The organism is Cytobacillus sp. FSL K6-0129, assembly GCF_038007625.1.
Taxonomy (GTDB): domain Bacteria; phylum Bacillota; class Bacilli; order Bacillales; family Cytobacillaceae; genus Cytobacillus; species Cytobacillus kochii.
Window position 1 is genome coordinate 69,469 of sequence record NZ_JBBOXM010000001.1, and the last position, 26,839, is coordinate 96,307.

At 35.0% G+C, this 26,839-nt stretch carries 28 protein-coding genes; 19 read left to right on the top strand and 9 right to left on the bottom strand.

Translation table 11 applies throughout. The features are described 5' to 3' along the window. Positions 1–4 precede the first annotated feature (4 nt). Positions 5–880, top strand: coding sequence for an NAD(P)-dependent oxidoreductase (locus MHI57_RS00360; protein WP_340974346.1), 876 nt, complete (start codon positions 5–7; stop codon positions 878–880). A gap of 53 nt (positions 881–933) precedes the next feature. Here MHI57_RS00360 and MHI57_RS00365 read toward each other — a convergent pair whose 3' ends face one another. Next, the gene (locus tag MHI57_RS00365; RefSeq protein WP_322909196.1) at positions 934–2,082 is read right to left on the bottom strand and encodes an aminotransferase A; all 1,149 of its coding nucleotides are present in this window, start codon (positions 2,080–2,082) and stop codon (positions 934–936) included. Between the two features lie 330 nt (positions 2,083–2,412). Here MHI57_RS00365 and MHI57_RS00370 point away from each other — a divergent pair, with 330 nt between their 5' ends. Together MHI57_RS00370 and MHI57_RS00375 are read left to right on the top strand one after the other, a co-directional pair. Continuing rightward, positions 2,413–3,729, top strand: coding sequence for an MFS transporter (locus MHI57_RS00370; RefSeq protein ID WP_340974347.1), 1,317 nt, complete (start codon positions 2,413–2,415; stop codon positions 3,727–3,729). 84 nt (positions 3,730–3,813) lie between these two features. Next, entirely contained in the window at positions 3,814–4,707 is an 894-nt protein-coding gene (locus MHI57_RS00375) for a chemotaxis protein CheV (RefSeq protein ID WP_095369702.1), read from the top strand. Positions 4,708–4,992: 285 nt separating this feature from the next. On the opposite strand, the gene MHI57_RS00380 is transcribed toward MHI57_RS00375, so the two are convergent. The 3 genes from MHI57_RS00380 to MHI57_RS00390 all read right to left on the bottom strand — a co-directional run bounded on the left by MHI57_RS00380 (position 4,993) and on the right by MHI57_RS00390 (position 7,088). After that, on the bottom strand, positions 4,993–5,484 hold the full coding sequence (locus MHI57_RS00380) for a YkyB family protein (RefSeq protein WP_180316977.1): 492 nt from the start codon (positions 5,482–5,484) through the stop codon (positions 4,993–4,995). 86 nt (positions 5,485–5,570) lie between these two features. After that, positions 5,571–6,065 (bottom strand): L,D-transpeptidase family protein, encoded by a 495-nt coding sequence (locus tag MHI57_RS00385; protein ID WP_307314687.1) that lies wholly within the window; start codon positions 6,063–6,065, stop codon positions 5,571–5,573. Positions 6,066–6,221: 156 nt separating this feature from the next. Then, on the bottom strand, positions 6,222–7,088 hold the full coding sequence (locus MHI57_RS00390) for a metallophosphoesterase (protein WP_340974356.1): 867 nt from the start codon (positions 7,086–7,088) through the stop codon (positions 6,222–6,224). A 260-nt stretch (positions 7,089–7,348) separates the two neighbouring features. Here MHI57_RS00390 and MHI57_RS00395 point away from each other — a divergent pair, with 260 nt between their 5' ends. Then, positions 7,349–8,566, top strand: coding sequence for an EAL domain-containing protein (locus MHI57_RS00395; RefSeq protein WP_307314682.1), 1,218 nt, complete (start codon positions 7,349–7,351; stop codon positions 8,564–8,566). Between the two features lie 86 nt (positions 8,567–8,652). Continuing rightward, positions 8,653–8,883, top strand: coding sequence for a hypothetical protein (locus MHI57_RS00400; protein WP_095369698.1), 231 nt, complete (start codon positions 8,653–8,655; stop codon positions 8,881–8,883). Between the two features lie 53 nt (positions 8,884–8,936). Here MHI57_RS00400 and MHI57_RS00405 read toward each other — a convergent pair whose 3' ends face one another. Continuing rightward, entirely contained in the window at positions 8,937–9,176 is a 240-nt protein-coding gene (locus MHI57_RS00405; RefSeq protein WP_095369697.1) for a glutaredoxin family protein, read from the bottom strand. 208 nt (positions 9,177–9,384) lie between these two features. On the opposite strand from MHI57_RS00405, the gene MHI57_RS00410 reads away from it, so the two are divergent. The 8 genes from MHI57_RS00410 to MHI57_RS00445 all read left to right on the top strand — a co-directional run bounded on the left by MHI57_RS00410 (position 9,385) and on the right by MHI57_RS00445 (position 15,772). Then, positions 9,385–9,621: a YkuJ family protein gene (locus tag MHI57_RS00410; protein WP_095369696.1), complete on the top strand. Its 237-nt coding sequence runs from the start codon at positions 9,385–9,387 to the stop codon at positions 9,619–9,621. A gap of 553 nt (positions 9,622–10,174) precedes the next feature. Continuing rightward, positions 10,175–10,624 carry a cyclic-di-AMP-binding protein CbpB gene (cbpB, locus tag MHI57_RS00415; protein ID WP_340974363.1) on the top strand — a complete coding sequence of 150 codons (450 nt, stop codon included), beginning with the start codon at positions 10,175–10,177 and terminating at the stop codon, positions 10,622–10,624. Between the two features lie 106 nt (positions 10,625–10,730). Continuing rightward, positions 10,731–11,615: a LysR family transcriptional regulator gene (locus tag MHI57_RS00420; protein ID WP_095369693.1), complete on the top strand. Its 885-nt coding sequence runs from the start codon at positions 10,731–10,733 to the stop codon at positions 11,613–11,615. 85 nt (positions 11,616–11,700) lie between these two features. Beyond that, positions 11,701–12,411 carry a 2,3,4,5-tetrahydropyridine-2,6-dicarboxylate N-acetyltransferase gene (gene dapD / locus MHI57_RS00425; RefSeq protein WP_095369692.1) on the top strand — a complete coding sequence of 237 codons (711 nt, stop codon included), beginning with the start codon at positions 11,701–11,703 and terminating at the stop codon, positions 12,409–12,411. Positions 12,412–12,485: 74 nt separating this feature from the next. Further along, the gene (locus MHI57_RS00430) at positions 12,486–13,616 is read left to right on the top strand and encodes an N-acetyldiaminopimelate deacetylase (protein WP_095369691.1); all 1,131 of its coding nucleotides are present in this window, start codon (positions 12,486–12,488) and stop codon (positions 13,614–13,616) included. Between the two features lie 236 nt (positions 13,617–13,852). After that, positions 13,853–14,395, top strand: coding sequence for a peroxiredoxin (locus MHI57_RS00435; protein WP_095369690.1), 543 nt, complete (start codon positions 13,853–13,855; stop codon positions 14,393–14,395). Between the two features lie 114 nt (positions 14,396–14,509). Continuing rightward, a complete protein-coding gene (locus MHI57_RS00440) occupies positions 14,510–14,965 on the top strand; it encodes a TlpA disulfide reductase family protein (RefSeq protein WP_095369689.1) in 456 nt (151 codons plus the stop codon). Positions 14,966–15,112: 147 nt separating this feature from the next. After that, on the top strand, positions 15,113–15,772 hold the full coding sequence (locus MHI57_RS00445; protein ID WP_095369688.1) for a potassium channel family protein: 660 nt from the start codon (positions 15,113–15,115) through the stop codon (positions 15,770–15,772). Between the two features lie 34 nt (positions 15,773–15,806). On the opposite strand, the gene rnjA is transcribed toward MHI57_RS00445, so the two are convergent. Together rnjA and MHI57_RS00455 are read right to left on the bottom strand one after the other, a co-directional pair. Then, complete coding sequence (rnjA, locus tag MHI57_RS00450) at positions 15,807–17,474, bottom strand: ribonuclease J1 (protein ID WP_307314671.1); 1,668 nt, start codon at positions 17,472–17,474, stop codon at positions 15,807–15,809. Positions 17,475–17,477: 3 nt separating this feature from the next. Further along, entirely contained in the window at positions 17,478–17,690 is a 213-nt protein-coding gene (locus MHI57_RS00455; RefSeq protein WP_095369686.1) for a DNA-dependent RNA polymerase subunit epsilon, read from the bottom strand. Positions 17,691–18,420: 730 nt separating this feature from the next. Between MHI57_RS00455 and MHI57_RS00460 the strand changes: the two genes are divergently transcribed. Then, positions 18,421–19,188, top strand: coding sequence for a Cof-type HAD-IIB family hydrolase (locus MHI57_RS00460; RefSeq protein WP_340974372.1), 768 nt, complete (start codon positions 18,421–18,423; stop codon positions 19,186–19,188). A gap of 66 nt (positions 19,189–19,254) precedes the next feature. Here MHI57_RS00460 and def read toward each other — a convergent pair whose 3' ends face one another. Together def and MHI57_RS00470 are read right to left on the bottom strand one after the other, a co-directional pair. Further along, on the bottom strand, positions 19,255–19,812 hold the full coding sequence (gene def / locus MHI57_RS00465; protein ID WP_095369684.1) for a peptide deformylase: 558 nt from the start codon (positions 19,810–19,812) through the stop codon (positions 19,255–19,257). A gap of 213 nt (positions 19,813–20,025) precedes the next feature. Beyond that, entirely contained in the window at positions 20,026–20,145 is a 120-nt protein-coding gene (locus MHI57_RS00470; RefSeq protein WP_095369683.1) for a YjcZ family sporulation protein, read from the bottom strand. Positions 20,146–20,407: 262 nt separating this feature from the next. Here MHI57_RS00470 and MHI57_RS00475 point away from each other — a divergent pair, with 262 nt between their 5' ends. The 5 genes from MHI57_RS00475 to lpdA all read left to right on the top strand — a co-directional run bounded on the left by MHI57_RS00475 (position 20,408) and on the right by lpdA (position 26,623). Beyond that, positions 20,408–21,070, top strand: a complete 663-nt coding sequence (locus MHI57_RS00475) for a YkyA family protein (RefSeq protein ID WP_095369682.1) — start codon at positions 20,408–20,410, stop codon at positions 21,068–21,070. 622 nt (positions 21,071–21,692) lie between these two features. Then, positions 21,693–22,808: a pyruvate dehydrogenase (acetyl-transferring) E1 component subunit alpha gene (gene pdhA, locus MHI57_RS00480; protein WP_095369681.1), complete on the top strand. Its 1,116-nt coding sequence runs from the start codon at positions 21,693–21,695 to the stop codon at positions 22,806–22,808. Between the two features lie 3 nt (positions 22,809–22,811). Beyond that, positions 22,812–23,789: an alpha-ketoacid dehydrogenase subunit beta gene (locus MHI57_RS00485; protein ID WP_095369680.1), complete on the top strand. Its 978-nt coding sequence runs from the start codon at positions 22,812–22,814 to the stop codon at positions 23,787–23,789. A 65-nt stretch (positions 23,790–23,854) separates the two neighbouring features. Beyond that, a complete protein-coding gene (locus MHI57_RS00490) occupies positions 23,855–25,210 on the top strand; it encodes a dihydrolipoamide acetyltransferase family protein (protein ID WP_095369679.1) in 1,356 nt (451 codons plus the stop codon). 3 nt (positions 25,211–25,213) lie between these two features. Next, positions 25,214–26,623 (top strand): dihydrolipoyl dehydrogenase, encoded by a 1,410-nt coding sequence (gene lpdA / locus MHI57_RS00495; RefSeq protein ID WP_095369678.1) that lies wholly within the window; start codon positions 25,214–25,216, stop codon positions 26,621–26,623. Positions 26,624–26,839: the final 216 nt, after the last annotated feature.

Genomic DNA, 26,839 nt, shown 5'->3' on the forward strand with positions numbered 1-26,839 from the left:
GAGAATGAATAAAGAAGAGACGAAGATTGGTTTTATTGGTACAGGAGTGATGGGGAAGAGTATGGCTCTCCATTTGATTAAAGCAGGCTATACAGTCCTGGTCTATTCACGTACAAAAGAAAAAGCAGCTCAATTAATATCTCAAGGGGCTAGTTGGATTCATTCACCTAAAGAATTAGCCAAGCAAGCAAACATTGTTATTACTATGGTTGGCTATCCTGATGATGTGAAATCAATCTATCTAGGTGAAGAAGGATTAATTGAAAATGCAAATCCACATACTTATTTAATCGATATGACAACGTCAACGCCTACTCTTGCGAAAGAAATTGCTGAAAGGGCAAAACAAAAAGAGATTTATGCAATGGATGCGCCTGTTTCAGGTGGAGATATAGGTGCTAAAAGTGGAAAATTGTCTATTATGGTGGGTGGTGAAGCTACTGCCTATCAGGCAATTTTACCAATTCTAAAATATATGGGCGAAAACATTGTCTATCAAGGAGTTGCTGGAGCTGGACAACATACAAAAATGGCCAATCAAATAGCAATAGCCTCGAATATGATCGGTGTTTGTGAGGCGATTATTTATGCAGAAAAAGCAGGATTAAATAGTGAGAACGTATTAAAAAGTATCACTAGTGGGGCAGCTGGGAGCTGGTCACTTTCTAATCTTGTCCCACGAATGATTTCTGGTGATTTCTCTCCAGGTTTTTATATAAAACACTTTATTAAAGATATGACAATTGCCTTAGATGAAGCGGAAAAAATGGGAATGGAAACACCTGGCCTAAGGTTAGCGCGAGAAATGTATGAAAAATTAGCTGCTGAAGGAGAAGGGGATAGTGGAACACAGGCATTATATAAATATTGGGAAAGATAGTTTTTTATAAAAAGAAAAGCTTTGTCGGCAGGAAGTGGGCCGACAAAGCTTTTTTATTGTTTTTCAAGAAAAGAAGCTAATCGATTTAAACCCTCTTCCAATGTAGTCATTGAATAGGCAAAAGATAATCTAAAATAACCTTCCCCGTAAGAGGAGAAAGCACTGCCAGGCACGACAGCGACACCTGATTGCTTCACTAATTGTAAACAAAAATCGAATGAGGATATTTGTTTCGATGGAATTTTTACAAAAAAGTAAAACGCTCCGTTCGGTTTAACCACCTCAAGATTCATCGCTTTTAGGCGCTGAAAAACATAATCCCGTCTTTTCTTATATTCTTCCTTCATGGGGAGAGCATCATCTATCCCTTTTGTTAATGCTTGTAGCGCAGCCATTTGCGAGATAGATGAGGCGCAGGTCACATTATATTGATGAACTTTTAAGATATGCTTAGCTATTTTCTCTGGAGCAAATAATAACCCGATTCGCCATCCAGTCATGGCATGTGATTTTGATAAGCCGTTAATGACAATGGTTTGCTCTTTTAATATTGAGCCAATGGAGAAATGTTGCGAATCAAAGCTTAACTCACTATAAATTTCATCTGCAACAATAAAAATATCTTTTCCTCTTATTAGATGCGCAATCTCTTCGATTTCACCTTTAGATAAACTGACACCAGTTGGATTTGATGGGTAAGGTAAAATAATTGCTCTTGTGTTTTCATTGATAAGAGGAAGTATGACGCTTGCTGTCATTTTGAATTGATTTTTTGTTATATCTGCATAGACGGGTGTTGCCCCGCAGAGGCGAATAATAGGCTCATAGCCGGGATAAACCGGGCCAGGAAGAATAACCTCACAATTTTCATCTAATATTGTTCTTAAAGTAATATCTATTGCTTCACTAGCTCCTGAAGTAACAATCACTTCAGTTGATTCATCATAATCTAACTGATATTTTTCTTTAACAAAATTAGTTGCTGCTGCTCTTAATTTCAAATCGCCCGCATTATGTGTATACGATGTATAATCTTCATCAATCGCTAATTTAGCTGCTTCTTTTACATGTGTGGGTGTGGAAAAATCAGGTTGTCCGATAGTCAAAGAAATCATATCTTTTGTATCTGAGACCATATTAAAGAATTTTCTAATACCCGAAATTTCAATGGATTTAACTTTTGGATTAACTAAATGTTCCAATGGATTCACCTCAAATTAAAAATAATGAGAACGGTTCAAACATATTTATATGTAGTGTAGTTATACAAACCATTTGCGAAAAAAGATTTATTTTAATTGATTTTGTTGTCTTTCTACATTGATTCTTTTCCGAATACATGGTTTTATCTCTTTATTGTACAAAAGTTTTCCTATAGGATAAACCTTTTTCTTATGTAGCTTTATTTACAATTTTTTAACTGCTAATAAATAAGGTTTTAGAAAAAAGAGATAAAATAAATTCTAAAAAATGGTATGATGAAAGAAAAAATTACCTAATTTTAATTTGCAAATGTAGAGGGGAGAATGAGAGTGGAAATAGAAAGAGGATTAAAAAAGAAAAAAGAAAATCAATCGTGGAAGGCATATTTAACCTTACCTATTATTTCATGGGCATTATATGATTTTGCCAATACGATTTTTTCCTCCAATATCAATACCATTTTTTGGCCATTTTATATGCAGGAAATTATCGGGAATAATGAAGTACAAGAACAATTAGCGAATACTTTTATTGCTTACGCGAATTCAATAGCCAGTTTTTTATTGGTGATTTTTAGCCCATTGTTTGGTGTCCTCATTGACAGAACAGGGAGAAAGAAAAAATATATCGTTATCTTTACCTTGTTATCTGTAAGCTTTACCATTTTAATGGGCATATTTGCAGAGGTAAATTTGACAAGTACCATCATGGGTGTTCCTTTGTATTTAGCCCTCGTAATAGTCTCATTTATTATAGCGAAGTTTTTCTTTCATTCAAGTCTTGTTTTCTATGACACGATGATAGCTGATTTAGGGAAAAAAGAAGATGTTCCTCTTATATCTGGATTTGGTGTTGCTATAGGATATTTAGGTACATTACTAGGGTTAACTGTATATTTATATGTAGGAAACAGTGATTTCCATCATGCTTTTATACCAACTGCCATTTTATTTTTATTATTTTCATTACCTTTATTCTTTTTTATAAAAGATAATCCGAAAAAAGTACAGGTCGAAAACAAAGCTTCTTTCTTGTCAGGATATAAGGAGATTTATAAAACTTTTAAAGAAATAAAATCACATCGGGTAATTTTTACATTTATGATTGCTTACTTTTTCTTAAATGATGCCTTAGCAACAACAATCGCAATGATGGCACCTTATGCGAGCACCATTGTTGGCTTTTCTGCAGGAGAATTTATCCTACTGTATTTAGTTTCAACTGTATCAAGTATTATTGGCTCTTTTATTTTCGGTTATATTACCAAATCAGTTGGTGCTTATCGGGCCATTAGATATGTGAGTCTGCTCCTATTAGTTGCTTTAATAATCGGTACTTTTGCCGTTAATGCCTGGATGTTCTGGATAGCTGGTAGTATGTTTGGAATCGCTCTAGGATCCATGTGGGTAACATCGAGAACTTATATTGTCGAACTTACACCAGAAGATAAGAGAGGCCAGTTTTTTGGATTATTTGCGTTTTCCGGCAAAGTCTCATCGATTATTGGCCCGTTTATTTTCGGAACGATTACGTATCTGCTTGCTTCTCACGGTAGTATAGCTAGTAGGTTTGGGATGGGCTCCTTAATCGTCTTAACGCTAGTGGGATTATTCTTCTTAAATAGGATTAAGCCTGAAGAGAACTAAAAATCTACTTCTTCTTATCTATACTTATTGTTTTTAGCCGATATAAGCTAAGGGTAAGAAAAAGATTGAGAGGAAGACGTTTATATGATTTCAGAGAGACAATCAGTTGTAGAAAGCGGCATGAATGAACTAGAAATAATTGAATTCAAAGTAAATAATCAACATTATGGAATGAATGTTTATAAGGTGAAAGAAATTGTTGCACCATTGGCGATTACGCCTATTCCACATGCCCATCCATTTATTTTAGGGATTACACAACTAAGAGGTGAAGTTTTGCCCGTTATTAGCTTAAGAAATGCATTGGTTTCCAATCAAGACTCGTATACACAAATTGTTAAAGATGACAGTAGTTTTCTCATTGTAGAGTTTAATAAGCAAAAGGTAATATTTCACGTAGATGAAGTAAGGCAGATTCATCGTCTGTCATGGGATCAAATTGAAAAACCTGATGATATTTATAATAATGATAATAGTTATACACTTGGCGTAGTAAAACAATCAGAAAATATGATTCTAATGCTTGATTTTGAAAAAATCCTGACTGATATCAATCCCAATATTGGTTTCTCCAAAGATGATTTACAAGCGGATATTGCTGGTGATAAAAAGAATGCGAGAATTGTTATTGCTGAAGATTCCCCAATGCTACGCAGTATATTAAAAGAAACATTAAATAAGGCTGGCTTTCAGCAGTTACTTTTCTTTGAAAATGGAGAAGAATGTTATAACCATTTAGCATCTGATAAAAATAAAGTCGATCTTGTTATTACTGATATTGAAATGCCATTAATGAATGGTCATTTTCTTACAAAATATATTAAGCAAGATAGTAAACGGCAATCCACACCTGTAGTTATTTTTTCATCGCTTATTACGGAAGATCTTCTACATCAGGGAAAGAAGGTCGGTGCAGATGCACAAGTAAGTAAGCCTGATATCCAAAACCTTGTAAACGTCATTTTAGAGTTATTGTAAATAAAGTGACAGGTGCACATTATTGCTTGGCATTTTCTCATTTACTTGTTTGTTTAAGCTTAGAATTTAATTAGATTCCATTTTTATCTCTAGTAGAATTGGATTTTCTCCAATATAAAAACCGAACCATTTGCTGTGACCTCACGTAAGTAGACAGGTTAAGATATCTGAATACTTACGGGAGAGTGCCAATTGGTTCGGGTTTTTTTGGTGTATAGCTTTGTTTAGGTAGAATAAACTAGACTTCAATCACTTCATTTTTATTTAAAAAGGTAAGGTACTATTTTAGAAGTAGGATTCCCCTAGTTTTTTAAATACAGGTTTTTCATATTTATTTGATTTACGATTATTTGGATGATGTTGGCCTTCTTTTAAACCGGTATAAGTCATGAGTAGCTTTTTGGCTTGGCTTAAAGAAATAGAGGAGCGTGGATTTCTTACTGACGAGTCCAGGTTTCCTAAATGGGGCAACGCTGTAAAATCCATTTTTGAAGGTGGTAAGTGAAAGGTGTAGGCACCACACTTAATTAATACGTCTGATTGTTGTTGGCTATTTTTTGGGTTTCGTGAATAATGTAGACCAATCTTTTTTGCTTTACCCTCCTTCAGAAGTTTTTGTAGCGAATCATGTTTCACTTTATATAAAAACTTCGGATTTGGAGCCGTTTTGGCGTGACGGTTAACGGTGAAGATTGCTTGTGAGAGGTTTTCTACCGTTGGTTTTAACTGAGGGTGGTGCTCATTGCTTGCAGAGTTCAATTGAAGTACTCCTTTCATATTTTAGAAAAAATTAAATTATTAGTATACATTATACCCCTTTTTAAGGAAATACAAAAGGGTAAGTTCAAATACGCTATAATTTATTAAGTAATAACGACTGAAGTTCCATTGGGAACTAAACTAGCTAATTCAAGCACATCACTATTATGCATTCTAATACATCCTTTCGAAACAGCTTTACCTATTGAACTCGGGTCGTTTGTGCCGTGAATGCCGTATCCCTTCTTAGAGAGTGATAGCCATAATGCCCCAAAAGGACCTCCAGGGTTTGGTTCACGGTTAACGATAACGAATTGACCTACAGGTGTAGTTGTTAACATCTTACCAACTGCAATCGGATATGTTTTCACTAATTGTCTGTTTTTGTATAAGGAAAGCGTTCTTTTTTCTTTGGATACAACAATAGAATAGGGAATATCTGATGAATTAGGGAGTCCAGGAATTATTATTTGTTGCCCGATATAAATAACTGATGGATTAACAATAGCAGGGTTTGCTAATAGTAATTGGTGATAGGGTATACGGTAATTTGCAGCAATCAGCTGCATCGATTCTCCAGGTTGAACAATATGATACATTTCCGATCCATCCTTTCTAGAGAAGGGTACCATATATATATGATAGGAGAAGTTGTAACATACATTTTTTTAAATGAATAGGAATGTGGTGGATTATTTTTAAGGTGAGCTTTCATTTTAATGAATAACTCACCCAATATAATAAAAAAAACGATGTTATTGACTTTTCAAAGTAAAGATTGTTAGTTCGGGCCGACAGAGAAAACGAAAAGGTAGTCTTGTTGTCCCAATTCCTCTATTAACGTATAATTTAAGTGGTTTTTCATCCCCTACATCATAAAAACCTTCATAATAAACTTCTCCAAAGGGTGGCTTTACCAGTGCACCAATGAAGGGGATTTGAATTTGTCCACCGTGACTATGGCCGCTAAATTGAAAGTCTACATGATATTGACTTGCTTCATCAGCTAAGTCAGGGGCATGTGATAGAAATATATGATACCCGTCATTAGGTATGTCCGCAAAAGTAGTTTGGAAATTTGGTTTACCGAGCATCGCATCATCAATGCCTGAAATATATATGCTCTCATTATTAATGGTTACTTTTTTACTCTCGTTAAGTAAAACCTCAAATCCCGACTCTTCCATTATCTCTCTGTAAATATCAGAACCATATCCACCGTGATCATGATTGCCATAGATAGCAAATTTACCAATCGATGCATGAAGTTTTGATAATATGGGACTAATTTGATTGATGTAAGGATACTCATTAGGTTTGTCCATTAAATCTCCAGTGAAGAGAATTAAATCAGGCTGGAATGAGTTAATTTTATTCATTAATTTTTTGAGTTCATTTAAGTCATAATGAAAGCCTAAATGTGTATCACTGAATTGTACAACTTTTAAATTATGAAAAGAGTGGGGTAATTGAGATTTGATGATGTTATGATGATTTACTTGTAAATATTTCGGCTCAATATCACGTGCATAAAAAAAGCCACCAGTACCGATAGCGGCTAGAGCTACGAAAGATCCCATACTTTTTTTTAAAAAACTTCTCCGAGTCATTTTATCTGCCATTACATTATACCAACCAATCTCTTTAATATACTCTCTCATACTATCAAATATATGAACGAAAAAACAGCAAAGACCAATATTTCCAATCATTGATAACAATTTGTAATAATTAACTAGAAAAAATTGTAAGGGTGTATAGGTTAATAGTTTTTACACACATATATATAATTTTAATTTTCGACCTATTGGCAATATGTAGGGGAGAATATGATATAATGGGATATCGTATTAAAAGTTCAGATAAATGGGAGTGCCACTTTATGGAACCATTAGAAATCTTACAAGACAGCAAACATATTATGCCGTATTTTTTTCCGATATTTAGTGCGGATGAGCATAGAATTATCGGTTATGAAGTGATTGGTAAGTTTATAACTGAAAATAATGAGATTGATTTGAAGTCATTTTTAGCTGACGATTCCATACCAGAAGAATATCGTAATAAAGTCGATGATATTTTGCTGGAAAAAGCGTTAGAGCATGCTATTCAAATGAAAGATGATGTAATGATATATATTAATCGAAATGTTGATTTGCTATTAAATCAAGATAGTGAGCATCTACTGAATATTTTAAAACAATATGAGGATCAAGGTATTGCGTTAGATCGAATTGTCATCAGTATGACGAAAAGAACACCTATCGATGATGATTTTGACTATTTGGATCATTTCATTAGTTATTATCGTACATATGGCATTAAAATTGCCATCGATAATTTAGGAGAAGCGAATAATAATTTAGAGCAGATTGGGAAGTTAGCACCAAATATTTTAAGAATTGATTTAAAAGCTTTACGTTCTTCATCAAATAATCATCATTATCAAGAAATTCTTTATTCTCTATCGATGTTAGCCAGAAAGATTGGTGCAACATTATTATTTGAAAATATTGATATGGATTTTCAGTTACAGTTTGCTTGGAGAAATGGTGGGAGATATTACCAAGGAGACTATTTACATAAAGCTGGAAGTGTATTTGTTGATCGAGATATCTTGAAGGAAAAATTAAAAGAAAAATGTCATCAATTTATCACCTATGAAAAGAAAAAATTGCACTCATTACACACGATAACTGAAAAGTTTAACGAAACGATGACAGAATACTTACAGAAAAACCATGTATATGAATCTTATGTGCCATTCCTGACAAAACTAGCAACGAAGTTAGATCATGTTGCCTTTAGGTTATATATTTGTAATGAAGATGGTTTTCAACAAACACCAAATATTTTTAAGAAAAATAAGAATTGGATACAACAAGATGAATACCTGCATAAAAATTGGAGCTGGAGACCATATTTTTTAGAGCATATAATGAGAATGAAAAGTAATAAAAAAGGTTTATTGTCAGATTTGTATACAGATATTGAGACGGGAGAAACAATTAGAACTTTTTCTTTTCCGTTAACAGCAACAGAGTATTTATTCGCAGATCTTTCCTATGATTTTTTATATGAGAGAGACGGGCTATTATAGGTAAAGGCAATATCAACCAGCATAATTCATACTTTAGCGCACATCCTATCTTTACTAGAACGTATTATGTAAAGGAGTGAAATAGGGTGAGCGGCTGGTTAATTGCTTTAATAGTTATTTGTTTAGTTCTCATCGTTTGGTCATTGATATCCACTTCATCTATATTAAAGGAAAAAGCATCAACGAATAAGGAACTGGATGCAGACATCCCCGATGAGGTGAAGAAAAGACCTTATTTATTCAATCCTATCCTTGTCGTCTATGTTGTTTTTTTTGTTGCCTTAGCAGCCATTACAATCTTTTACGTTTTTCGATAATTTCCTCTAAAAAGGCTTCCTCTTTTGACCTGGAAGCCTTTTTTATTCATTGATTATTCTTCTATATCTAATAATTCTTTTAGCTTTTCTAAATTAAATCCGCTAATCACTTCGTTTTCGATAACGACCGTTGGGGTTGAGTAGGAATGATATGTTTGTGTTAGTTCTTTCATTGCTTTAGGGTCTTTTTTAATATCTTTTTGTTCAAAAGAAAATCCGTAGTCTTTTAAAAACATTTTAGTAATTTCACACGGTGGGCATTCTGGTTGTGTATAAATAGTAATTGATTTCACGTACAATCATTCCTCCTGAAAAGTCGAACTTTGAAAAAATCTGGACTTTTTTTATTCTTTTACTTGTGTAATCATACCATATTAATTATCCTGTTAATATTGGCATGTGAAAAAAACGGTTTAGTAACCGCTTTTTTAGAAGTAGGATAAAAACATGCCTAGAGAGAAACCTTAAGTTAAAGGGTTGTTTTGGAAAGGAGATAAACAATTGTCACAATTACAAGGCATATTGACTAGATTAAAGAATTTACAAGAGCAGGCAACTGGCTCAGAACCCACACAGAGATTTTTTGAGGTGAATGGTGAAAGAAAATGCCAAGTTACTTATCATCCGAAAAACGAAACATTCGAATTGGAAGTTTACAATGACAAAGAGAAGCCTAAACGTTATCAATTTGATAATGTTGATATGATAACAATTGAAGTGTTCGAGCTCATTCAGTAATCATACCCTTATAAGCGGAGAGACCAACTAAATGGTCTCTTTTTTTTATTTGATATAAAAATTACGGGTAAGGAAGGCAAAACTTATCACCACACCACCTGCTCTTGCTTACGTAGGGATACAAAAAAGCTAACATTCAAGATGATATTCAATCCTCCAAAATACAATGAGGGGCTAATAAATGAATGAAGCAACAGATAAATTATATTTAGAGAGTAAAACATGTTATCGAGTTAAATAAGGATTTGTCTTCTTCATTCCCATCGGCTAAATAATTTCATCGTTCTTCGGTCATTCTATAAAAGAGGTGATGTTGATATGGTACCAGAGGTTATTTGTCCAAACTGTGATAGAAGAGCGAAGATGGATAAAACACTTACTGCGCAATCAAACCAAAACTTGATTTTTCATTGTCCTTACTGTCAATATCGTAGTAGAAATATTCATACAAGTAAAGGATAGGTTTATGGGGTAAATATAAGGCAGATATGAGGAAACTATGATAAAATCATAATTGAATACAAATCATTAAAGTTTGAGGAGTTTTCAAATTATGATCAGTCTCCACAGTGAAGAGTTTTTAGAAATTGATATTAAAGACTTGCTCATTCCTTCAGAGCGAGTGGCACATGTTCAAATCGGCAATAATTTAGAGCACACCCTTTTAGTTTTGACGAAAAGTGGTTACACAGCTATTCCTGTCTTAGATCCTCACTATAAGCTCCATGGATTGATTAGCACTCCAATGATTATGGAATCTATTCTTGGGTTACAGAGAATTGAATTCGATCAATTGGAAGAAAAGCGTGTAGAAGAATTTATGAATCATGATGTACCACGCCTAAATATTAATACTTCTCTTAGAAATGCCACAGGACTATTAGTCGATCATCCATTTATTTGTGTTGAAGATGATGAAAGGTACTTTGAAGGTATTCTTACCCGTAGATCCTTATTAGTTCAACTGCAAAAAGCATTGCATAGCAAAAAGAAGAAGGACTAAAGAGCTCCCAAAAGATATTGGGAGCTTCCGTCTGTCAAGATTATTCCCCCACTTGCCCGAATGTGAAGGTGAGTGGTGTGAGTTTTAGAGGTGGTGAACGTCAAAAGTGGCTTCTCTATCGGAATTCCATATGTTAAGTGTACTTGCACAAGAAATGAATATGCGTAAAGCAGCTGAACGTTTGTTTGTATCACAACCAGCTCTTTCTCAAAGGTTACAAAATATCGAGAAAGAATGGGGAAGTAGATTATTCGTACGATCTCAAAAGGGATTGTCCTTAACACCAGCAGGTGAAATGGTCATCAAGTTTGTAAATGAGGTCGTGATAGCTGAGGAAAAGGTAAAAGAATCGATTCAGTCTTTAAATACTGAAGTATACGGGACATTGAAAATTGCTGTAGCTTCCATTGTCGGGCAAAATTGGTTACCTCAAGTATTAAAGAAATTTGTTAATACCTATCCTCAAGCGAAAATATCCTTGATTACAGGCTGGAGTAGTGAAATTTTAAGGTCACTTTATGATGACGATGTACATATTGGGATTATTCGCGGTACACCAGATTGGAAAGGTGTTAAGATACCTTTATTTAAAGATAGTCTGTATCTTGTTGATACAGAGATTAAGGATACAAATCAAATATTAGAAACCGATCGGCCCTTTATTCAATTCAAAAGTGATTCAAATTATTATCAAGAGATACAAGACTGGTGGCTAAGGAAATTTAAGACACCACCGAAAAGGACGATTGTAGTCGATCAAATTGAGACCTGTAAACAAATGACCTTAAACGGGATAGGTTATGCGATATTACCTGCCATTACATTAACGGGGATGGAGAAAAATATATTTATTAGTCCCCTAGAGGATGAAAACGAACAACCTATTAGTCGTGATACATGGTTACTTGGATATGAATCAGCTTTTGAGCTGAAGCAAGTACAAGCATTTGTCGAATTAATTAAGCAACATATAGCTGAAGAACAAAAATGATAATATCACTTGTTTTCAATGCGTTAGTTTGTTAAATTAATTCTAGTTAGTTTATACATATATGAACATCAAAGGAGGAATTACAATGAAAATGATGGATGCAAATGAAATCATTTCTTTTATTCAAAATAGTACAAAATCTACACCTGTAAAAGTCTATATTAAAGGTGATTTAGAGAATATCGATTTTGGTAGCTCAAGTCAATCTTTTCTGAATGGTCAAAGCGGTGTTGTTTTTGGTGAATGGGCTGAAATTGAACAAGCAATTAAAAATAATGAAGCGAAAATTGAAGATTATGTAATCGAAAATGATCGCCGTAATTCTGCTATTCCATTATTAGATATGAAAAACATTAAAGCACGTATTGAACCAGGTGCAATCATTCGTGATCAAGTTGAAATTGGCGACAATGTGGTCATTATGATGGGTGCTTCTATTAATATCGGTGCTGCTATCGGAGAAGGAACAATGATCGATATGAATGTTGTTCTTGGTGGACGAGCAACTGTCGGTAAAAACTGCCACATTGGTGCAGGTTCCGTATTAGCAGGTGTGATTGAACCCCCTTCTGCAAAACCAGTTATTGTTGAGGATGACGTAGTAATTGGGGCAAATGCAGTTATTTTAGAAGGCGTAACAGTTGGTAAAGGTGCTGTTGTTGCAGCGGGTGCAATTGTCATTGATGATGTAGCACCTAATACAGTTGTAGCTGGTACACCAGCAAAGGTCATCAAACAAATTGATGAAAAAACAAAATCAAAAACAGAAATTAAGCAAGAACTTCGTCAACTTTAATCATAAGGTAAAATGAATATAGAAAAAGCGTGGAAGTTTATTTCCACGCTTTTGTATATGGAGGAGAATGGTAGTTGATTGATAATCTATTTGTGAGAATACGCCGAGATTTGCATAAAATACCGGAACTAGGATTTCAAGAAGTGAAAACACAGAAATATTTATTAGAATATATTGCCTCATTGGATCAAACGCGAATGGAAGTAAAAACGTGGAGAACTGGTATTATCTTAAGGATTAAGGGCTTGAATCCGTCCAAAACGATTGGTTACAGGGCAGATATAGATGGTCTGCCAATTGATGAAGAAACAGACTATCCTTTCCAATCTACGCATAAAGGAAATATGCATGCCTGTGGTCACGACTTTCATATGGCAATCGCACTTGGTGTAATAACTAATATCGTCAATCATCCAATTAATGATGATATGGTATTTATTTTTCAACCTGCTGAAGAAGGACCAGGTGGAGCCAAGCCGTTATTAGAATCAGCAGAATTTCAACAATGGAAACCTGACATGATTTTCGCTTTGCATATTGCACCAGAATACCCTGTTGGTACAATCGCTGTGAAAGAAGGACTGTTGTTTGCTAATACGTCAGAATTGTTTATCGATTTAAAAGGCAAAGGTGGCCATGCAGCGTATCCTCATCAAACAATAGATATGGTCGTAGCAGCATGCTCTTTAGTTAATCAACTTCAGACCATTGTTTCAAGAAACATTGACCCTCTTGATAGTGCTGTTGTAACAGTAGGAAAAATCACTGGTGGTACAGTACAAAATATTATTGCTGAAAATGCAAGAATAGAGGGAACGATCAGAACGCTCTCACCAACATCGATGAACAGAGTAAAACAAAGAATTGAGGCGCTTGTACAAGGAGTAGAAGTGGGCTATGAATGTCAAACAACAATCGATTATGGAAGTAATTATTATCAAGTATACAATGATGAAGTGTTAACCGCCGATCTCATGCAATTCACAGAAGGCCATAATGAAGCAAACCTATTTATTTGTAAAGAAGCGATGACTGGTGAGGACTTTGGTTATATGCTACGTGAAATTCCCGGTTTTATGTTTTGGCTAGGAGTTAATTCTCCTTTTGGTTTACACCATGCACGTCTTAAGCCGGATGAGGGAGCAATTAATTTAGCGATTAACTATATCGTTGATTACTTGAATTATAAAGGGAATAGGGCGTAATCATTTCACATCAATCGAGCGCACGCTCAATTATTTTCATCGCCTAGCTCTTTTTGATAATATAATAATATAGATAATAAATTGAATAATTTAGAATAAATCCTAATTTAAATTCATTTTAATTTACCTTGACTAATATCAATAAGAAATGTATAATTATTATCGATGAACAAGTTGCAAATGAGAATATACATATCAATTCTTGTTTAGTACATAATTACTGGAGGGAATTAATCATGGCAGAACGTATGGTAGGAAAACAAGCACCAAGATTTGAAATGGACGCTGTATTGGCTAATAAGGAATTTGGTAAAGTAAGTCTTGAAGAAAATATGAAGAATGATAAATGGACAGTTCTTTTCTTCTATCCAATGGATTTCACTTTTGTTTGCCCAACTGAAATTACTGCAATGTCAGATCGCTATGATGAATTCGAAGATCTTGATGCAGAAGTAATTGGTGTATCAACAGATACTATTCACACTCATTTAGCATGGATTAATACTGATCGTAAAGAAAATGGACTTGGTGATCTTAACTATCCATTAGCTGCGGATACAAACCATGTTGTATCACGTGACTATGGTGTCTTAATTGAAGAAGAAGGTGTAGCACTTCGTGGGCTATATATCATTAACCCTGAAGGAGAGTTAATGTATTCAGTAGTAAACCATAACAACATTGGCCGTGACGTTGATGAAACCCTACGTGTGCTTCAAGCACTTCAAACGGGTGGCCTTTGCCCAGCTAACTGGAAACCAGGTCAAAAAACTCTATAATTCATTTAGAGTCTTATAAACCCATTGTTGGGTTACATAAGAAAAGAGGCCTAACATTCGTTTGTTAGGTCTCTTTTCTTCAGAGTTATATATTCATGAAGGGAGATTGACTATATGAAATTACGTGCGCCAATGCCTGAATTAACGGGAGCAACAGAATGGTTAAATGGACAAGTGACAAAAGAGGAGCTTATTGGTGAAAAGCCAACACTTATTCATTTTTGGTCTATCAGTTGTCATCTATGTAAAGAAGCCATGCCTCAAGTGAATCAATTTAGAGATGAATATAATGGAAAGTTAAATGTGATTGCTGTTCATATGCCAAGGTCTGAAGATGATCTAGATTTAGAAGAAATCAAGAAAGTGGCTGCAGAACACGATATCACACAACCAATTTATGTTGATAGTGAACATAAATTGAATGATGCCTTTGAAAATCAATATGTCCCTGCTTATTATGTATTTGATAAAGAGGGTGTTCTTCGTCACTTCCAAGCGGGTGGTAGCGGAATGAAAATGTTAACAAAGCGCGTTAATCGTGTGTTGGATGAAATGGAGAAAGCTGAATAAAGGGTAGCTTAAAAGCTGAGATTCATAAATCTCAGCTTTTTTTATTGAAATCGAAAAGATAAAATGAATCACTACATTTATGGCTTTTCCATTCATAAATGTGGTAGAATAATGTTCGTTAATAGGTGATAATTCGGAGGTTTACTTATGAGAAAAAACTTTGTTGTCATTGGTCTAGGTAGATTTGGTGGTAGTATTTGTAAAGAGCTAACGGAACAAGGGATGGAAGTAATGGCCATTGATTCGAATGAGGCAAGAGTGAATGAGTTTTCAATTATTGCCTCTCACGCAGTAGTAGGTGATACAACAGATGATGCTGTTATTAAAAGTTTGGGTTTACGTAACTTTGATCACGTAATTGTAGCCATAGGAGACGATATTCAAGCAAGTATACTGACAACATTAATGTTAAAAGAAAATGGCGTTAAAAAAGTAACTGTTAAAGCTCAAAATGATTATCATGGCAAAGTATTAAGTAAAATAGGGGCAGACGTCATTGTGCACCCTGAAAGAGATATGGGGATTAGGATTGCTCATAAGTTAGCCTCCAATAGTATACTTGATTATTTAGAGTTATCTGATGAGCATAGCATCGTTGAAATTGAAGCAAATGAAAGAATTGGCGGCCATTCGATTATTGATTTGGATATAAGAGCGAAGTATGGTGTGAATATAGTAGCAATCAAACGCAGGTCAAGTATTATTGTCTCGCCACAAGCTACGGAAATTATACAATATAAAGATGTACTTATTGTTATTGGGGCAGATAATGATATTAATCGTTTAGAAAAAAAGATGTTAAGCTAAAAAAAGCATTCGAGGTAAACTCGAATGCTTTTTATCATACTTCCATAATGATAGGTAGTATCATTGGACGGCGTTTTGTTTTTTCATATAAGAACGGAGCAAGTGTATCTGTAATTTCATTTTTAATCTCAGACCATTGTGTTGTTTTTCTTTCCATCACTTTATTTAAATGTTTAGCGATTAAGGATTGTGCATCATTGATAAGGTCTCCAGATTCTCTCATGTATACAAATCCTCTAGAAATTAAGTCTGGGCCAGCAGAAATCTTAAACTCTTTCATGTTAATACTAACAACAACCACAACTAGTCCTTCTTCTGATAGAATGCGGCGGTCACGTAGAACAATATTTCCTATATCACCAATACCATTACCATCGATATACACATTACCTGATGGGATTTTCCCTGCAACTTGAGCAGTCTGATCACTGAGGGCTAGCACATCACCATTGTCCATGATGAAAATATCTTCTTCATTCACACCACAATCTATAGCTAGGCCAGCGTGCATTTTTTGCATGCGATATTCACCGTGTATCGGCATGAAGAACTTTGGTTTAATTAACCTTAACATAAGCTTTTGCTCTTCTTGTCCACCATGTCCTGATGTGTGAATATTATTTAATTTACCATAAATCACTTCGGCACCAGCGCGTGAGAGACGATCAATTGTTCTACTTACACTAATCGTATTACCAGGTATTGGTGAAGAAGAAAAGACAACAGTATCACCAGGGTGAATCTGTATTTGGCGATGTGTACCATTTGCGATTCTTGAAAGTGCTGCCATCGGTTCGCCTTGACTTCCCGTACAAAGGATAGTGACTTGGTTAGCAGGTAGACGATTAATTTGCTGTGCATCAATAAATGTATCTTTTGGTGCAGTAATATAACCAAGCTCTTGACCAATATTAATTGCAGCTTCCATACTTCTTCCGAACACTGCGACCTTTCTTCCGTTCCTTACAGCTGCTTCTGTTACTTGCTGAAGACGATGAATGTTCGAAGCAAAGGTAGCAAAGATAATTCTACCCTCTACTTTACGGAAAATATCTTGAATGCTATCTCCGACTTTTCTTTCAGACATCGTAAATTCAGGAATTTCACTATTTGTACTATCTGAAAGTAAGCAAAGGACACCTTCTTTACCAATCTCAGCGATTTTAGTTAAATTAGCAGGTTCGCCAACTGGCGTAAAATCAAATTTAAAGTCTCCAGTATGAACGACTTGACCTGGAGGAGTTTTTACAACAATCCCATAAGAATCAGGGATACTATGCGTTGTTCTAAAGAATGTCACAGAAGTTTTTCTAAATTTAATGATATCATCTTCCTGAATCTCATATAACTTCGTCTGTCTTAGTAAACCATGTTCTTCAAGCTTATTTTTTAATAAGCCTAGTGCTAGTTTTCCACCATAAATGGGGATATTTATCGTTTTTAATAAATACGGAATCCCGCCGATATGGTCTTCGTGTCCGTGCGTAATAAACAAACCTTTAATCTTGTCTTCATTCTTTTGTAAATAAGTGTAATCAGGAATAACATAGTCAATCCCTAATAATTCATCTTCCGGAAATTTAATTCCCGCATCAATTAGGATAATCTCATCTTGGAATTGTACTGCATACGTATTTTTTCCGATCTCTCCAAGACCACCAAGAGCGAATACAGCAGTCTGGTCATTTTTAACAAATTTCATAAATTATTCAATCTCCAATACTTTAAAATCTTGATGGTCTTGCTCATAAGCTAAGTAGTCACCTTCAACTGCTGTAACAAACTCAATATTGATTGGACGCGTTTTTAGTTTAGTTCGGACGTCCCTTTCATTTTTACCTTCTACATACACGGTTTTTGTGTGCTCACGTACAGGCACTTCTTTCGCGGACTCTTGATAGTAAACTTTAAATAACATAGGGTATCTCTCCTTATTCCGTAGTCTTTATCTATATTTTTAAAAAGTAACATGAGATATAGGATAAGAGATCGTCACATGTAAGTATATTAAGGAAAAAAGACTGCTCATACATTGACTAATTATTTATTTTTAGTATGGTTACCTACCAAGGTAACAAAGACCTTTTTAAGGAATCAATGTTTAGCATTACTTACTCGACTTTACATCGTATGTTTAAATAATTTATAGACTAAGCCAAATAGTTGTCTTATATACTTAACATCGTTGGATTTCTTAACACAATCTTATGTATTTACTTAGTTAAAGCGTTAATTGTATAATAAAATTAAATCAGTCTAGAGGCTTTCATCATCATGCCCATTCTTATTTATGTCTAAAACAGTGACTTTTTATTTTACGAATTGCTATTTCATTTCTGAAGTCATGTATGTAATTAAGTGTATTGATTATAAATTTACAATAATGAAGGAGCCCTTCGCAAGTTTGAAGGGCTCAAAATCCGTTTTCACTACTATTTGTCATACTTTAAACACTCTTCGATTCAATTCCCTTAATCCTATTGTATACGATATGTCTGTAAAGTAAAGCCTTCGGTTAGAGTTTTAGTAAAAAATGTTATTGACTGTAGTTGTTTGACATATTAAACAAGAAGGTTATAAGGTTTTAGTGGTGGAAATCGTAATAAACCGAAATCATTTATCATGTAGGTAGAAAAAGGAGTTATAAAATGAAAATTGTATTTTTTGATATAGACGGGACTTTGCTCAATAAAGAAAATGTTATACCTGATTCAACGAAAAAAGCGGTCAAGCAGTTACAGGAAAATGGCATTTATGTAGCGATTGCTACAGGAAGAGCTCCATTTATGTTTAAGCATATTAGAGAGCAATTAGATATTGAGTCTTTTGTTAGTTTTAACGGTCAATATGTTGTGTTTGAAGGAAACGTCATCTATAAAAACCCATTAAATAAGGTCCAGTTAAGACAATTAGAGAAACATACACATAAAAATGGTCATCCGATGGTTTATTTAAATGAAGAGACAATGAAGTCATCTGTTTCTCATCACCCATATATTCAAGAAAGTATGGATAGCCTAGATTTTCCACACCCTGAAGAAGATGCTATTTTCTATGAAAAGAAAGAGATTTATCAGGCACTTGTTTTCTGTAAACATGAGGATGAAAGCCTATATTTAGATGGTTATGACGATTTTGGCTTTGTAAGATGGCATCGTGTATCTACTGACGTTGTCCCAACTGGAGGTACAAAAGCAGAAGGAATAAAAGAGATGATTAAGAGACTAAACATCAGTATGGAAGATGTATACGCTTTTGGTGATGGTTTAAATGATATTGAAATGCTTGAGGCCAGTGGTGTCGGTGTTGCTATGGGAAACGCTTTTCCAGAAGTTAAAAAAGTCGCAAATATGGTGACAGAACATGTAGATGAAGATGGGATATGGAAGGGTTTAAGAAGGCTGGAATTAATATAACGAAAGGCCTGGGTAAAGATTAAAATGGAGGGGAGTAATCATACTCTCCTCCATAACTCAAGTACTTTACATTCTTTCTATCGCAATAGCATTTTCAATCGGTTTGAAAGGGTCTTCTTGATTTATATGGTCATAGAACATCACACCGTTTAAATGATCAATTTCATGTTGAAAACAAATAGCAGGTAAGCCTTTTAATCTTATTTTAACTTCCTCATTGTCAATGTTATACCCTTTAACTGTAACTCGTGCATACCTTGGAACAAACCCTTCAATCGCCTCATCCACTGAAAGACAGCCTTCACCAGCTGTTAAATATGCCTTCTCAACTGAATGGCTAATAATTTTGGGGTTGAAGAGTGCGTAACTGATTAAGTTGTTTTTTTCATCCGAACAATGAACGGCAATCATTCTTTTTGATACATTTATCTGTGGAGCTGCTAACCCTATTCCTGGCCTTAATCCATATTGCTCCGCAATGACAGGGTTTTGACTATTTTGTACATACATCATCAAATCGTTTAATAGTTTCTTGTCTTCTAAAGAAGCTGGTAAAATAACATCTTCGGCTACTTTCCTTAACACAGGATGACCATCCCGGACAATATCATTCATCGTTAACAAAATCTCAACACTCCTTGAAAAGGTAAATATTATGTTTTTGTATTTTTTAAGATTTATTGAAAAGTTTTAGTGAAATAAGGATGTCTTATGTTCCCTATCTTTTCAATTGAAAAGGTAATGAAATAAGTTTACCAAACAAAATTGAAAAAGTTAATCTAATCATCGACTTATTCTGTATGTAAAGGTGTAGATAGGATCTACACCCTCCTAATACTAGTTCCAAAGAGCTGCCCCTACGATAATCAATAAAATAAAGAGAACGATAATTAAAGCAAATCCGCTTCCACCACAACCGTTTCCACAACCAGCATTACCGTATCCATATCCATACATATGTTTATACCTCCAGCATTTTTCATTTTCATCCTTAGCGGACGATTAGTATAGGCTATGACCATGAGAAGCAAATTGTATGGGCCAGCGCCTAAAGCATAGTTCAAAATAACAAGAATATATATAGTACTAGTTAATAATTGTAAAATGTTTAAAGTATCGATATAGTAGAAGTGATAAACGACAAATTTTTTTATAATTAGACAAGTTTATGCAAAGAGAGATACATAATGGTCTAGACAAATTTATGTGGAGGGATAGGATGTATAAGAAAGTAAAACTCATTGGACTAACAATGGTCGCAAGTATCATATTCCTAGGTGGTTGTAGTCAAAGTCCAAAAGAAGAGATGCTCAATACGTTAGAGGAAGTTGCGCAAGCTGAACAAGAATTCAAAAATCAACAGGAGCCTCTTGTAGAAATTGAGAAAAAAGAAAAAGAAATTTATGATCAAATCATTGCTTTAAGTATGAAAGAATTCGATCAAATTAAAGAACTATCAAATGAGGCGATTGAACTTGTTAATGAACGACAAGAATTAATGAAAAACGAAGAAGGTAGCATTAAAGCTTCGCAAAAAGAGTTCGAAAAAACGGAGAAGCAAATAAATAAAATAGAAGATGAAGATTTAAAAAAGTCAGCTGATGAATTATACGATGTTATGATGCAGCGTTATGATGTACACAGTGAATTATATAATCATTATATGAATTCAACTGAAATGGACATCGAATTGTATGAGCTATTTAAAAAAGAAGATGTTACATTAGAACAGCTTGAAACCCAAATTGAGAAAATTAATCAATCATATGAGAAGATTGTAGAAAATAATGAAACATTTAATGAGAAAACGAAAGAATATAATGATAAGAAGCTTGCGTTTTATAAAGATGCTGGTATAGAAATGGAAGAGAAAAAAGAATAGTATACGTTAAAAGAGTATATGTAACGAGCAAATTCAATAATATGGATTTGCTCGTTGTTTGTTTATATAATTATTTTCCTTAAAAAAGTGATCTTTTGATTAATAAAACTTTAAAAGTTACAATCTGTTTTTGTGAGGGAGATCAATATGTGCTCAAAGATTTTGGTAGAGTTAAATTCGGACTAGTATACTGGAAAGTTTCGAAAAAGCGGATTATAAAATAATGAAAATAGTCTAATTATATCTCTTTTTATGAATATTACCTTTATTATAACAGATGGATAAAACCTCTCTTTTATATAGTACAGATTAAGACAGTTAAAGTTTTAAATTTTCATTTATTATTATTTGAAATGATTTAAAACCAAAAAAATAAAGGTTTTCACAATTGACGAATGAAAAACCTTATATTAAAATAAATGCAAACGAAGAAAAGTGTGTCATTCATTTTTGTGATACAACTAGTACAGTTTGAAGAAAAGAAGTTATAATAATAAAGACGTTTTTTTTGTTGGTATTTGTGGAAAACTATACTATGTGTTGTCATCAGACAAATATAAACGTGATATTCTCCATTTGATAATCAATTAAGCGTTTTTAAAATAAGAAAGGGTGACTTTTTATGGCTTCAAAAACGAAAAAGGCTAGTTTAGATGTAAAGAAGCAACTTGAAAAAGTAGAAGATCAATTTGAAACACTGCAAATTTTAGATGAAGAAGGTAAAGTTGTTAATGAATCAGCAATGCCAGATCTAAAAGATGAGCAATTACAAGAACTAATGAAACGGATGGTGTACACACGTATTCTTGACCAACGTTCCATTTCTTTAAATAGACAAGGTAGACTGGGCTTTTATGCACCAACTGCTGGACAAGAAGCATCTCAACTGGCTTCACAATTTGCTTTAGAGAAAGAAGATTTTATTTTACCTGGATATAGAGATGTCCCTCAAATCATTTGGCATGGCCTTCCGCTTGCTCAAGCATTCTTATGGTCTAGAGGTCATTTTGAAGGTGGAAACATCCCAGAGGACGTCCATGTGATTGCACCACAAATTATTATTGGTGCACAATACATTCAAACTGCAGGAGTAGCATTAGGAATTAAGAAACGTGGCGAAAAGAAAGTAGCGATTACTTATACTGGTGATGGTGGAGCTTCACAAGGTGATTTCTATGAAGGAATTAACTTTGCTGGTGCCTTCAAAGCACCTGCTATTTTCATTGTTCAAAACAATCGCTTTGCCATTTCAACACCTGTAGAGAAGCAATCTGCTGCTAAAACAATTGCACAAAAAGCGGTTGCTGCAGGAATTCCTGGTATTCAAGTTGATGGTATGGATGCTCTAGCTGTTTATGCTGCTGTTAGTGAAGCACGTGAGCGCGCTATTAATGGAGAAGGACCAACATTAATTGAGACATTAACTTATCGTTACGGTCCTCACACAATGGCTGGCGATGACCCGACGCGTTACAGAACAAGTGATCTTGATAATGAATGGGAAAAGAAAGATCCACTTGTTCGCTTCCGTAAATTCCTAGAAGGCAAGAAGTTATGGAATGAAGATATGGAAAACGAGGTCATTGAAAAAGCAAAAGAAGATATAAAAGTGGCTATTAAAGAAGCTGATAGCACACCAAAACAAAAAGTAACTGACTTAATTAATATTATGTATGAAGAAATGCCTTATCACCTTAAAGAACAATATGAAATTTATAAAGAGAAGGAGTCGAAGTAAGCCATGGCGCAAATGACAATGATCCAAGCAATCACTGATGCACTTCGTACAGAACTTAAGAATGACCCGAATGTATTAGTATTTGGAGAAGACGTAGGCGTAAACGGTGGAGTGTTCCGTGCTACTGAAGGTCTTCAAAAAGAATTCGGCGAAGAGCGTGTGTTTGATACACCATTAGCGGAATCTGGAATTGGCGGTCTTGCAGTCGGACTTGGTTTACAAGGCTATCGCCCAGTTCCTGAAATTCAATTCTTTGGATTTGTTTATGAAGTAATGGATAGTATTTCCGGACAGCTTGCTCGTATGCGCTATCGTTCTGGAGGAAGATATAATGCCCCTGTTACTATTCGTTCACCATTTGGAGGCGGTGTACACACACCAGAAATGCATGCTGATAGTTTAGAAGGATTGATGGCTCAACAACCTGGTTTAAAGGTCGTTATTCCTTCTTCTCCATATGATGCAAAAGGTCTTTTAATTTCTGCGATTCGAGATAATGATCCTGTCATCTTCTTGGAGCATATGAAATTATATCGTTCATTCCGCCAAGAAGTACCTGAAGAAGAATATACAATTCCACTAGGTAAAGCTGAAGTGAAACGTGAAGGTAATGACATTTCAATTATTACTTATGGTGCAATGGTCCATGAAGCTTTAAAGGCGGCTGACGAATTAGAAAAAGAAGGACATTCAGCAGAAGTGATTGACCTTCGAACAGTTAGCCCAATTGATATTGAAACAATTATTTCTTCAGTTGAGAAAACAAACAGAGCAATTGTTGTGCAAGAAGCACAAAAACAAGCTGGTGTTGCAGCAAATGTTGTGGCTGAAATTAACGACCGTGCGATTCTTAGCTTAGAGGCACCTGTATTACGTGTAGCAGCACCTGATACTGTGTTTGCATTTCCACAAGCGGAAACAGTATGGTTGCCGAACTATAAAGACATTATTCAAACTGCAAAAAAAGTAATTGAATTTTAAATAAAATAGGGAACGTGACCCCTAATTTCTTTAATAACTATGATACAATAGGATGGTGAATTTAATTGGCATTTCAATTTAGATTGCCTGATATCGGTGAAGGTATCCATGAAGGCGAAATCGTCAAATGGTTTGTAAAAGCTGGTGATGAAGTTCAAGAAGATGATGTTCTTTGTGAAGTTCAAAATGATAAAGCGGTAGTTGAAATACCTTCTCCTGTAAAAGGGAAAGTAGAAGAGATTCACGTAGAAGAAGGTAGCGTAGCCACTGTTGGACAAGTACTTATTAGCTTCGATGCACCTGGTTATGAAGACTTAAAGTTTAAAGGTGACCATGAAGAAGAAGAGTCTGAGGAAAAGAAAGAAACAGAATCTCAAGTTCAAGGAACTGCTGAAGAAGGAGAAAGTGTAGAAAAAGAGAAAACAGCTCCTAAAGATGAAGACAAAAAAGAAGGAAAAGTCATCTCTGAAACAAACACTGATTCTAATCAGCGTGTTATTGCTATGCCTTCAGTACGTAAATACGCAAGAGAAAAAGGTGTAGATATTCAACAAGTAAGCGGTAGCGGAAAAAATGGACGTGTGGTAAAAGAGGATATTAATCTATTCTTAGAAGGTGGAAATGAGCAACAAGCTGACACTGAGCCTCAACAACAAGACGCTTCGGTTGAAAGTAAGGAAGAGGAGAAATCCCAAACTCAGTCTATTCCTGAAGGAAGCTATCCTGAAACACGTGAAAAAATGAGTGGTATTCGAAAAGCGATTGCTAAAGCAATGGTTAAGACGAAGCAAACGGCTCCACATGTGACATTAATGGACGAAATCGATGTAACAAAATTAGTTGCTCATCGTAAGAAGTTCAAAGAAGTTGCCGCAGAAAAAGGAATTAAATTAACCTTCTTACCTTATGTAGTAAAAGCATTAACAAGTGCATTACGTGAATATCCAGTCCTTAACACTTCTCTAGATGAAGAAGCGGGAGAAATCGTTCACAAGCATTATTACAATATTGGTATCGCTGCTGATACTGATAGAGGGTTACTTGTACCAGTGGTTAAAGATGCTGACCGTAAATCCATATTCACTACGTCAAATGAGATAAATGAATTAGCTACAAAAGCAAGAGATGGAAAACTTTCAGGAAGCGAAATGAAAGGTGCTTCTTGTACGATAACAAATATCGGCTCTGCTGGTGGTCAATGGTTTACACCACTTATTAACCAACCAGAAGTAGCTATTTTAGGTATCGGTCGAATTGCTGAAAAAGCAATCGTCAAAGATGGAGAAATTATCGCAGCACCAGTTCTAGCATTATCATTGAGCTTTGATCACCGCATCATCGATGGCGCTACTGCTCAAAATGCACTAAATCACATCAAGCGTTTACTAAATGACCCAGAATTATTGCTAATGGAGGCGTAAGAAATGGTAGTAGGAGATTTCCCAATTGAAACAGATACTATAGTAATTGGTTCAGGTCCAGGAGGATATGTGGCAGCCATTCGTGCCGCACAAACAGGACAAAAAGTAACAATCGTAGAAAGAGGTGAAGTAGGGGGCGTATGCTTAAACGTTGGATGTATTCCATCTAAAGCATTGATCTCTGCTGGTCACCGTTATGAAACGGCTAAAGAATCAGAATCAATTGGTATTACAGCTGAAAACGTAAAAGTTGATTTCTCTAAAGTCCAAGAATTTAAAGCTGGCGTAGTTAAAAAGTTAGTAGGCGGTGTTCAAGGCTTACTTAAAGGGAACAAAATTGACATTGTTAAAGGTGAAGCGTATTTTGTCGATGCCAACACGTTACGTGTAATGGATGACAATTCCGCACAAACATACACTTTCAAAAATGCGATTATTGCAACTGGTTCAAGACCAATTGAACTACCAGCATTTAAATATTCTAAACGTGTATTAAATTCTACAGGGGCGCTAGCGCTTGAGGAAATTCCAGAAAAAATCGCTGTTATTGGCGGCGGTGTAATTGGTGTCGAGCTTGGTGGTGCATACGCAAGCTTTGGTTCTCAAGTAACTATTCTAGAAGGTGCAGATGATATTCTTCTAGGTTTTGAGAAACAAATGACAACACTTGTGAAAAAGAACTTAAAGAAAAAAGGTGCAGAAATTATTACTAAAGCATCTGCAAAGTCAGTTGAAGAAACTGAAAATGGTGTAAAAGTAACTTATGAAGTAAAAGGTAAAGAAGAAGTTTTAGAAGCTGATTACTTATTTGTTATGGTTGGTCGTCGTCCTAACACAGATGAACTTGGCCTTGAGCAAGTAGGTGTGAAAATGACTGATAAAGGCGTCATTGAAGTTGACAAACAATGTCGTACAAATGTAAATAGCATTTTTGCTATTGGTGATGTTGTGGCTGGACCTCAACTAGCACATAAAGCTTCGTATGAAGGTAAAATTGCTGCTGAGGCAATTGCTGGTGAACCGTCTGAAATTGACTATCTTGGCATTCCTGCTGTTGTATTCTCAGAACCTGAACTTGCAACTGTAGGCTATTCAGAAGCCCAAGCAAAAGAGGAAGGTCTTGAGTATACAGCTGCTAAGTTCCCATTTGCTGCAAATGGTCGTGCATTGGCTCTTGATAGCACAGATGGTTATGTGAAGTTAATTACGCGTAAAGAAGATGGATTAGTAATCGGTGCGCAAATCGCTGGTGCAAATGCATCTGATATGATTGCTGAGCTCGGCTTAGCAATTGAAGCGGGAATGACTGCAGAAGATCTTGCGATGACTATTCATGCTCATCCAACTTTAGGAGAGATTACAATGGAAGCAGCTGAGGTTGCTCTAGGTACACCTATTCATATTGTAAAATAATTATTTTACAAATAGCTGTTTATATGATGAACTGCACCACAAATGTTTGCTACATTTGCTGGTGCAGTTTTTTTGCATAAAAGTGGCTGTTTAAGATAAAATTCCCGGAATGAAAAAAAATTCAGATTATTGATAAGAGTGACTTATGTTATTTTTCATAATGTAGGATAACCCAGATCTCACAACGACTAAAATTCTACATGAAATTAGCACTTT

Coding starts and splice junctions, on each gene's coding strand:
- MHI57_RS00475 (WP_095369682.1), top strand. CDS start 20,408: ATGTATAAGAAAGTAAAACTCATTGGACTAACAATGGTCGCAAGTATC.
- MHI57_RS00445 (WP_095369688.1), top strand. CDS start 15,113: ATGAGAAAAAACTTTGTTGTCATTGGTCTAGGTAGATTTGGTGGTAGT.
- pdhA (WP_095369681.1), top strand. CDS start 21,693: ATGGCTTCAAAAACGAAAAAGGCTAGTTTAGATGTAAAGAAGCAACTT.
- cbpB (WP_340974363.1), top strand. CDS start 10,175: ATGATCAGTCTCCACAGTGAAGAGTTTTTAGAAATTGATATTAAAGAC.
- MHI57_RS00435 (WP_095369690.1), top strand. CDS start 13,853: ATGGCAGAACGTATGGTAGGAAAACAAGCACCAAGATTTGAAATGGAC.
- MHI57_RS00385 (WP_307314687.1), bottom strand. CDS start 6,065: ATGTATCATATTGTTCAACCTGGAGAATCGATGCAGCTGATTGCTGCA.
- MHI57_RS00440 (WP_095369689.1), top strand. CDS start 14,510: ATGAAATTACGTGCGCCAATGCCTGAATTAACGGGAGCAACAGAATGG.
- MHI57_RS00390 (WP_340974356.1), bottom strand. CDS start 7,088: ATGGCAGATAAAATGACTCGGAGAAGTTTTTTAAAAAAAAGTATGGGA.
- MHI57_RS00485 (WP_095369680.1), top strand. CDS start 22,812: ATGGCGCAAATGACAATGATCCAAGCAATCACTGATGCACTTCGTACA.
- MHI57_RS00380 (WP_180316977.1), bottom strand. CDS start 5,484: ATGAAAGGAGTACTTCAATTGAACTCTGCAAGCAATGAGCACCACCCT.
- MHI57_RS00455 (WP_095369686.1), bottom strand. CDS start 17,690: ATGTTATTTAAAGTTTACTATCAAGAGTCCGCGAAAGAAGTGCCTGTA.
- dapD (WP_095369692.1), top strand. CDS start 11,701: ATGAAAATGATGGATGCAAATGAAATCATTTCTTTTATTCAAAATAGT.
- MHI57_RS00460 (WP_340974372.1), top strand. CDS start 18,421: ATGAAAATTGTATTTTTTGATATAGACGGGACTTTGCTCAATAAAGAA.
- MHI57_RS00470 (WP_095369683.1), bottom strand. CDS start 20,145: ATGTATGGATATGGATACGGTAATGCTGGTTGTGGAAACGGTTGTGGT.
- MHI57_RS00360 (WP_340974346.1), top strand. CDS start 5: ATGAATAAAGAAGAGACGAAGATTGGTTTTATTGGTACAGGAGTGATG.
- lpdA (WP_095369678.1), top strand. CDS start 25,214: ATGGTAGTAGGAGATTTCCCAATTGAAACAGATACTATAGTAATTGGT.
- rnjA (WP_307314671.1), bottom strand. CDS start 17,474: ATGAAATTTGTTAAAAATGACCAGACTGCTGTATTCGCTCTTGGTGGT.
- MHI57_RS00375 (WP_095369702.1), top strand. CDS start 3,814: ATGATTTCAGAGAGACAATCAGTTGTAGAAAGCGGCATGAATGAACTA.
- MHI57_RS00395 (WP_307314682.1), top strand. CDS start 7,349: ATGGAACCATTAGAAATCTTACAAGACAGCAAACATATTATGCCGTAT.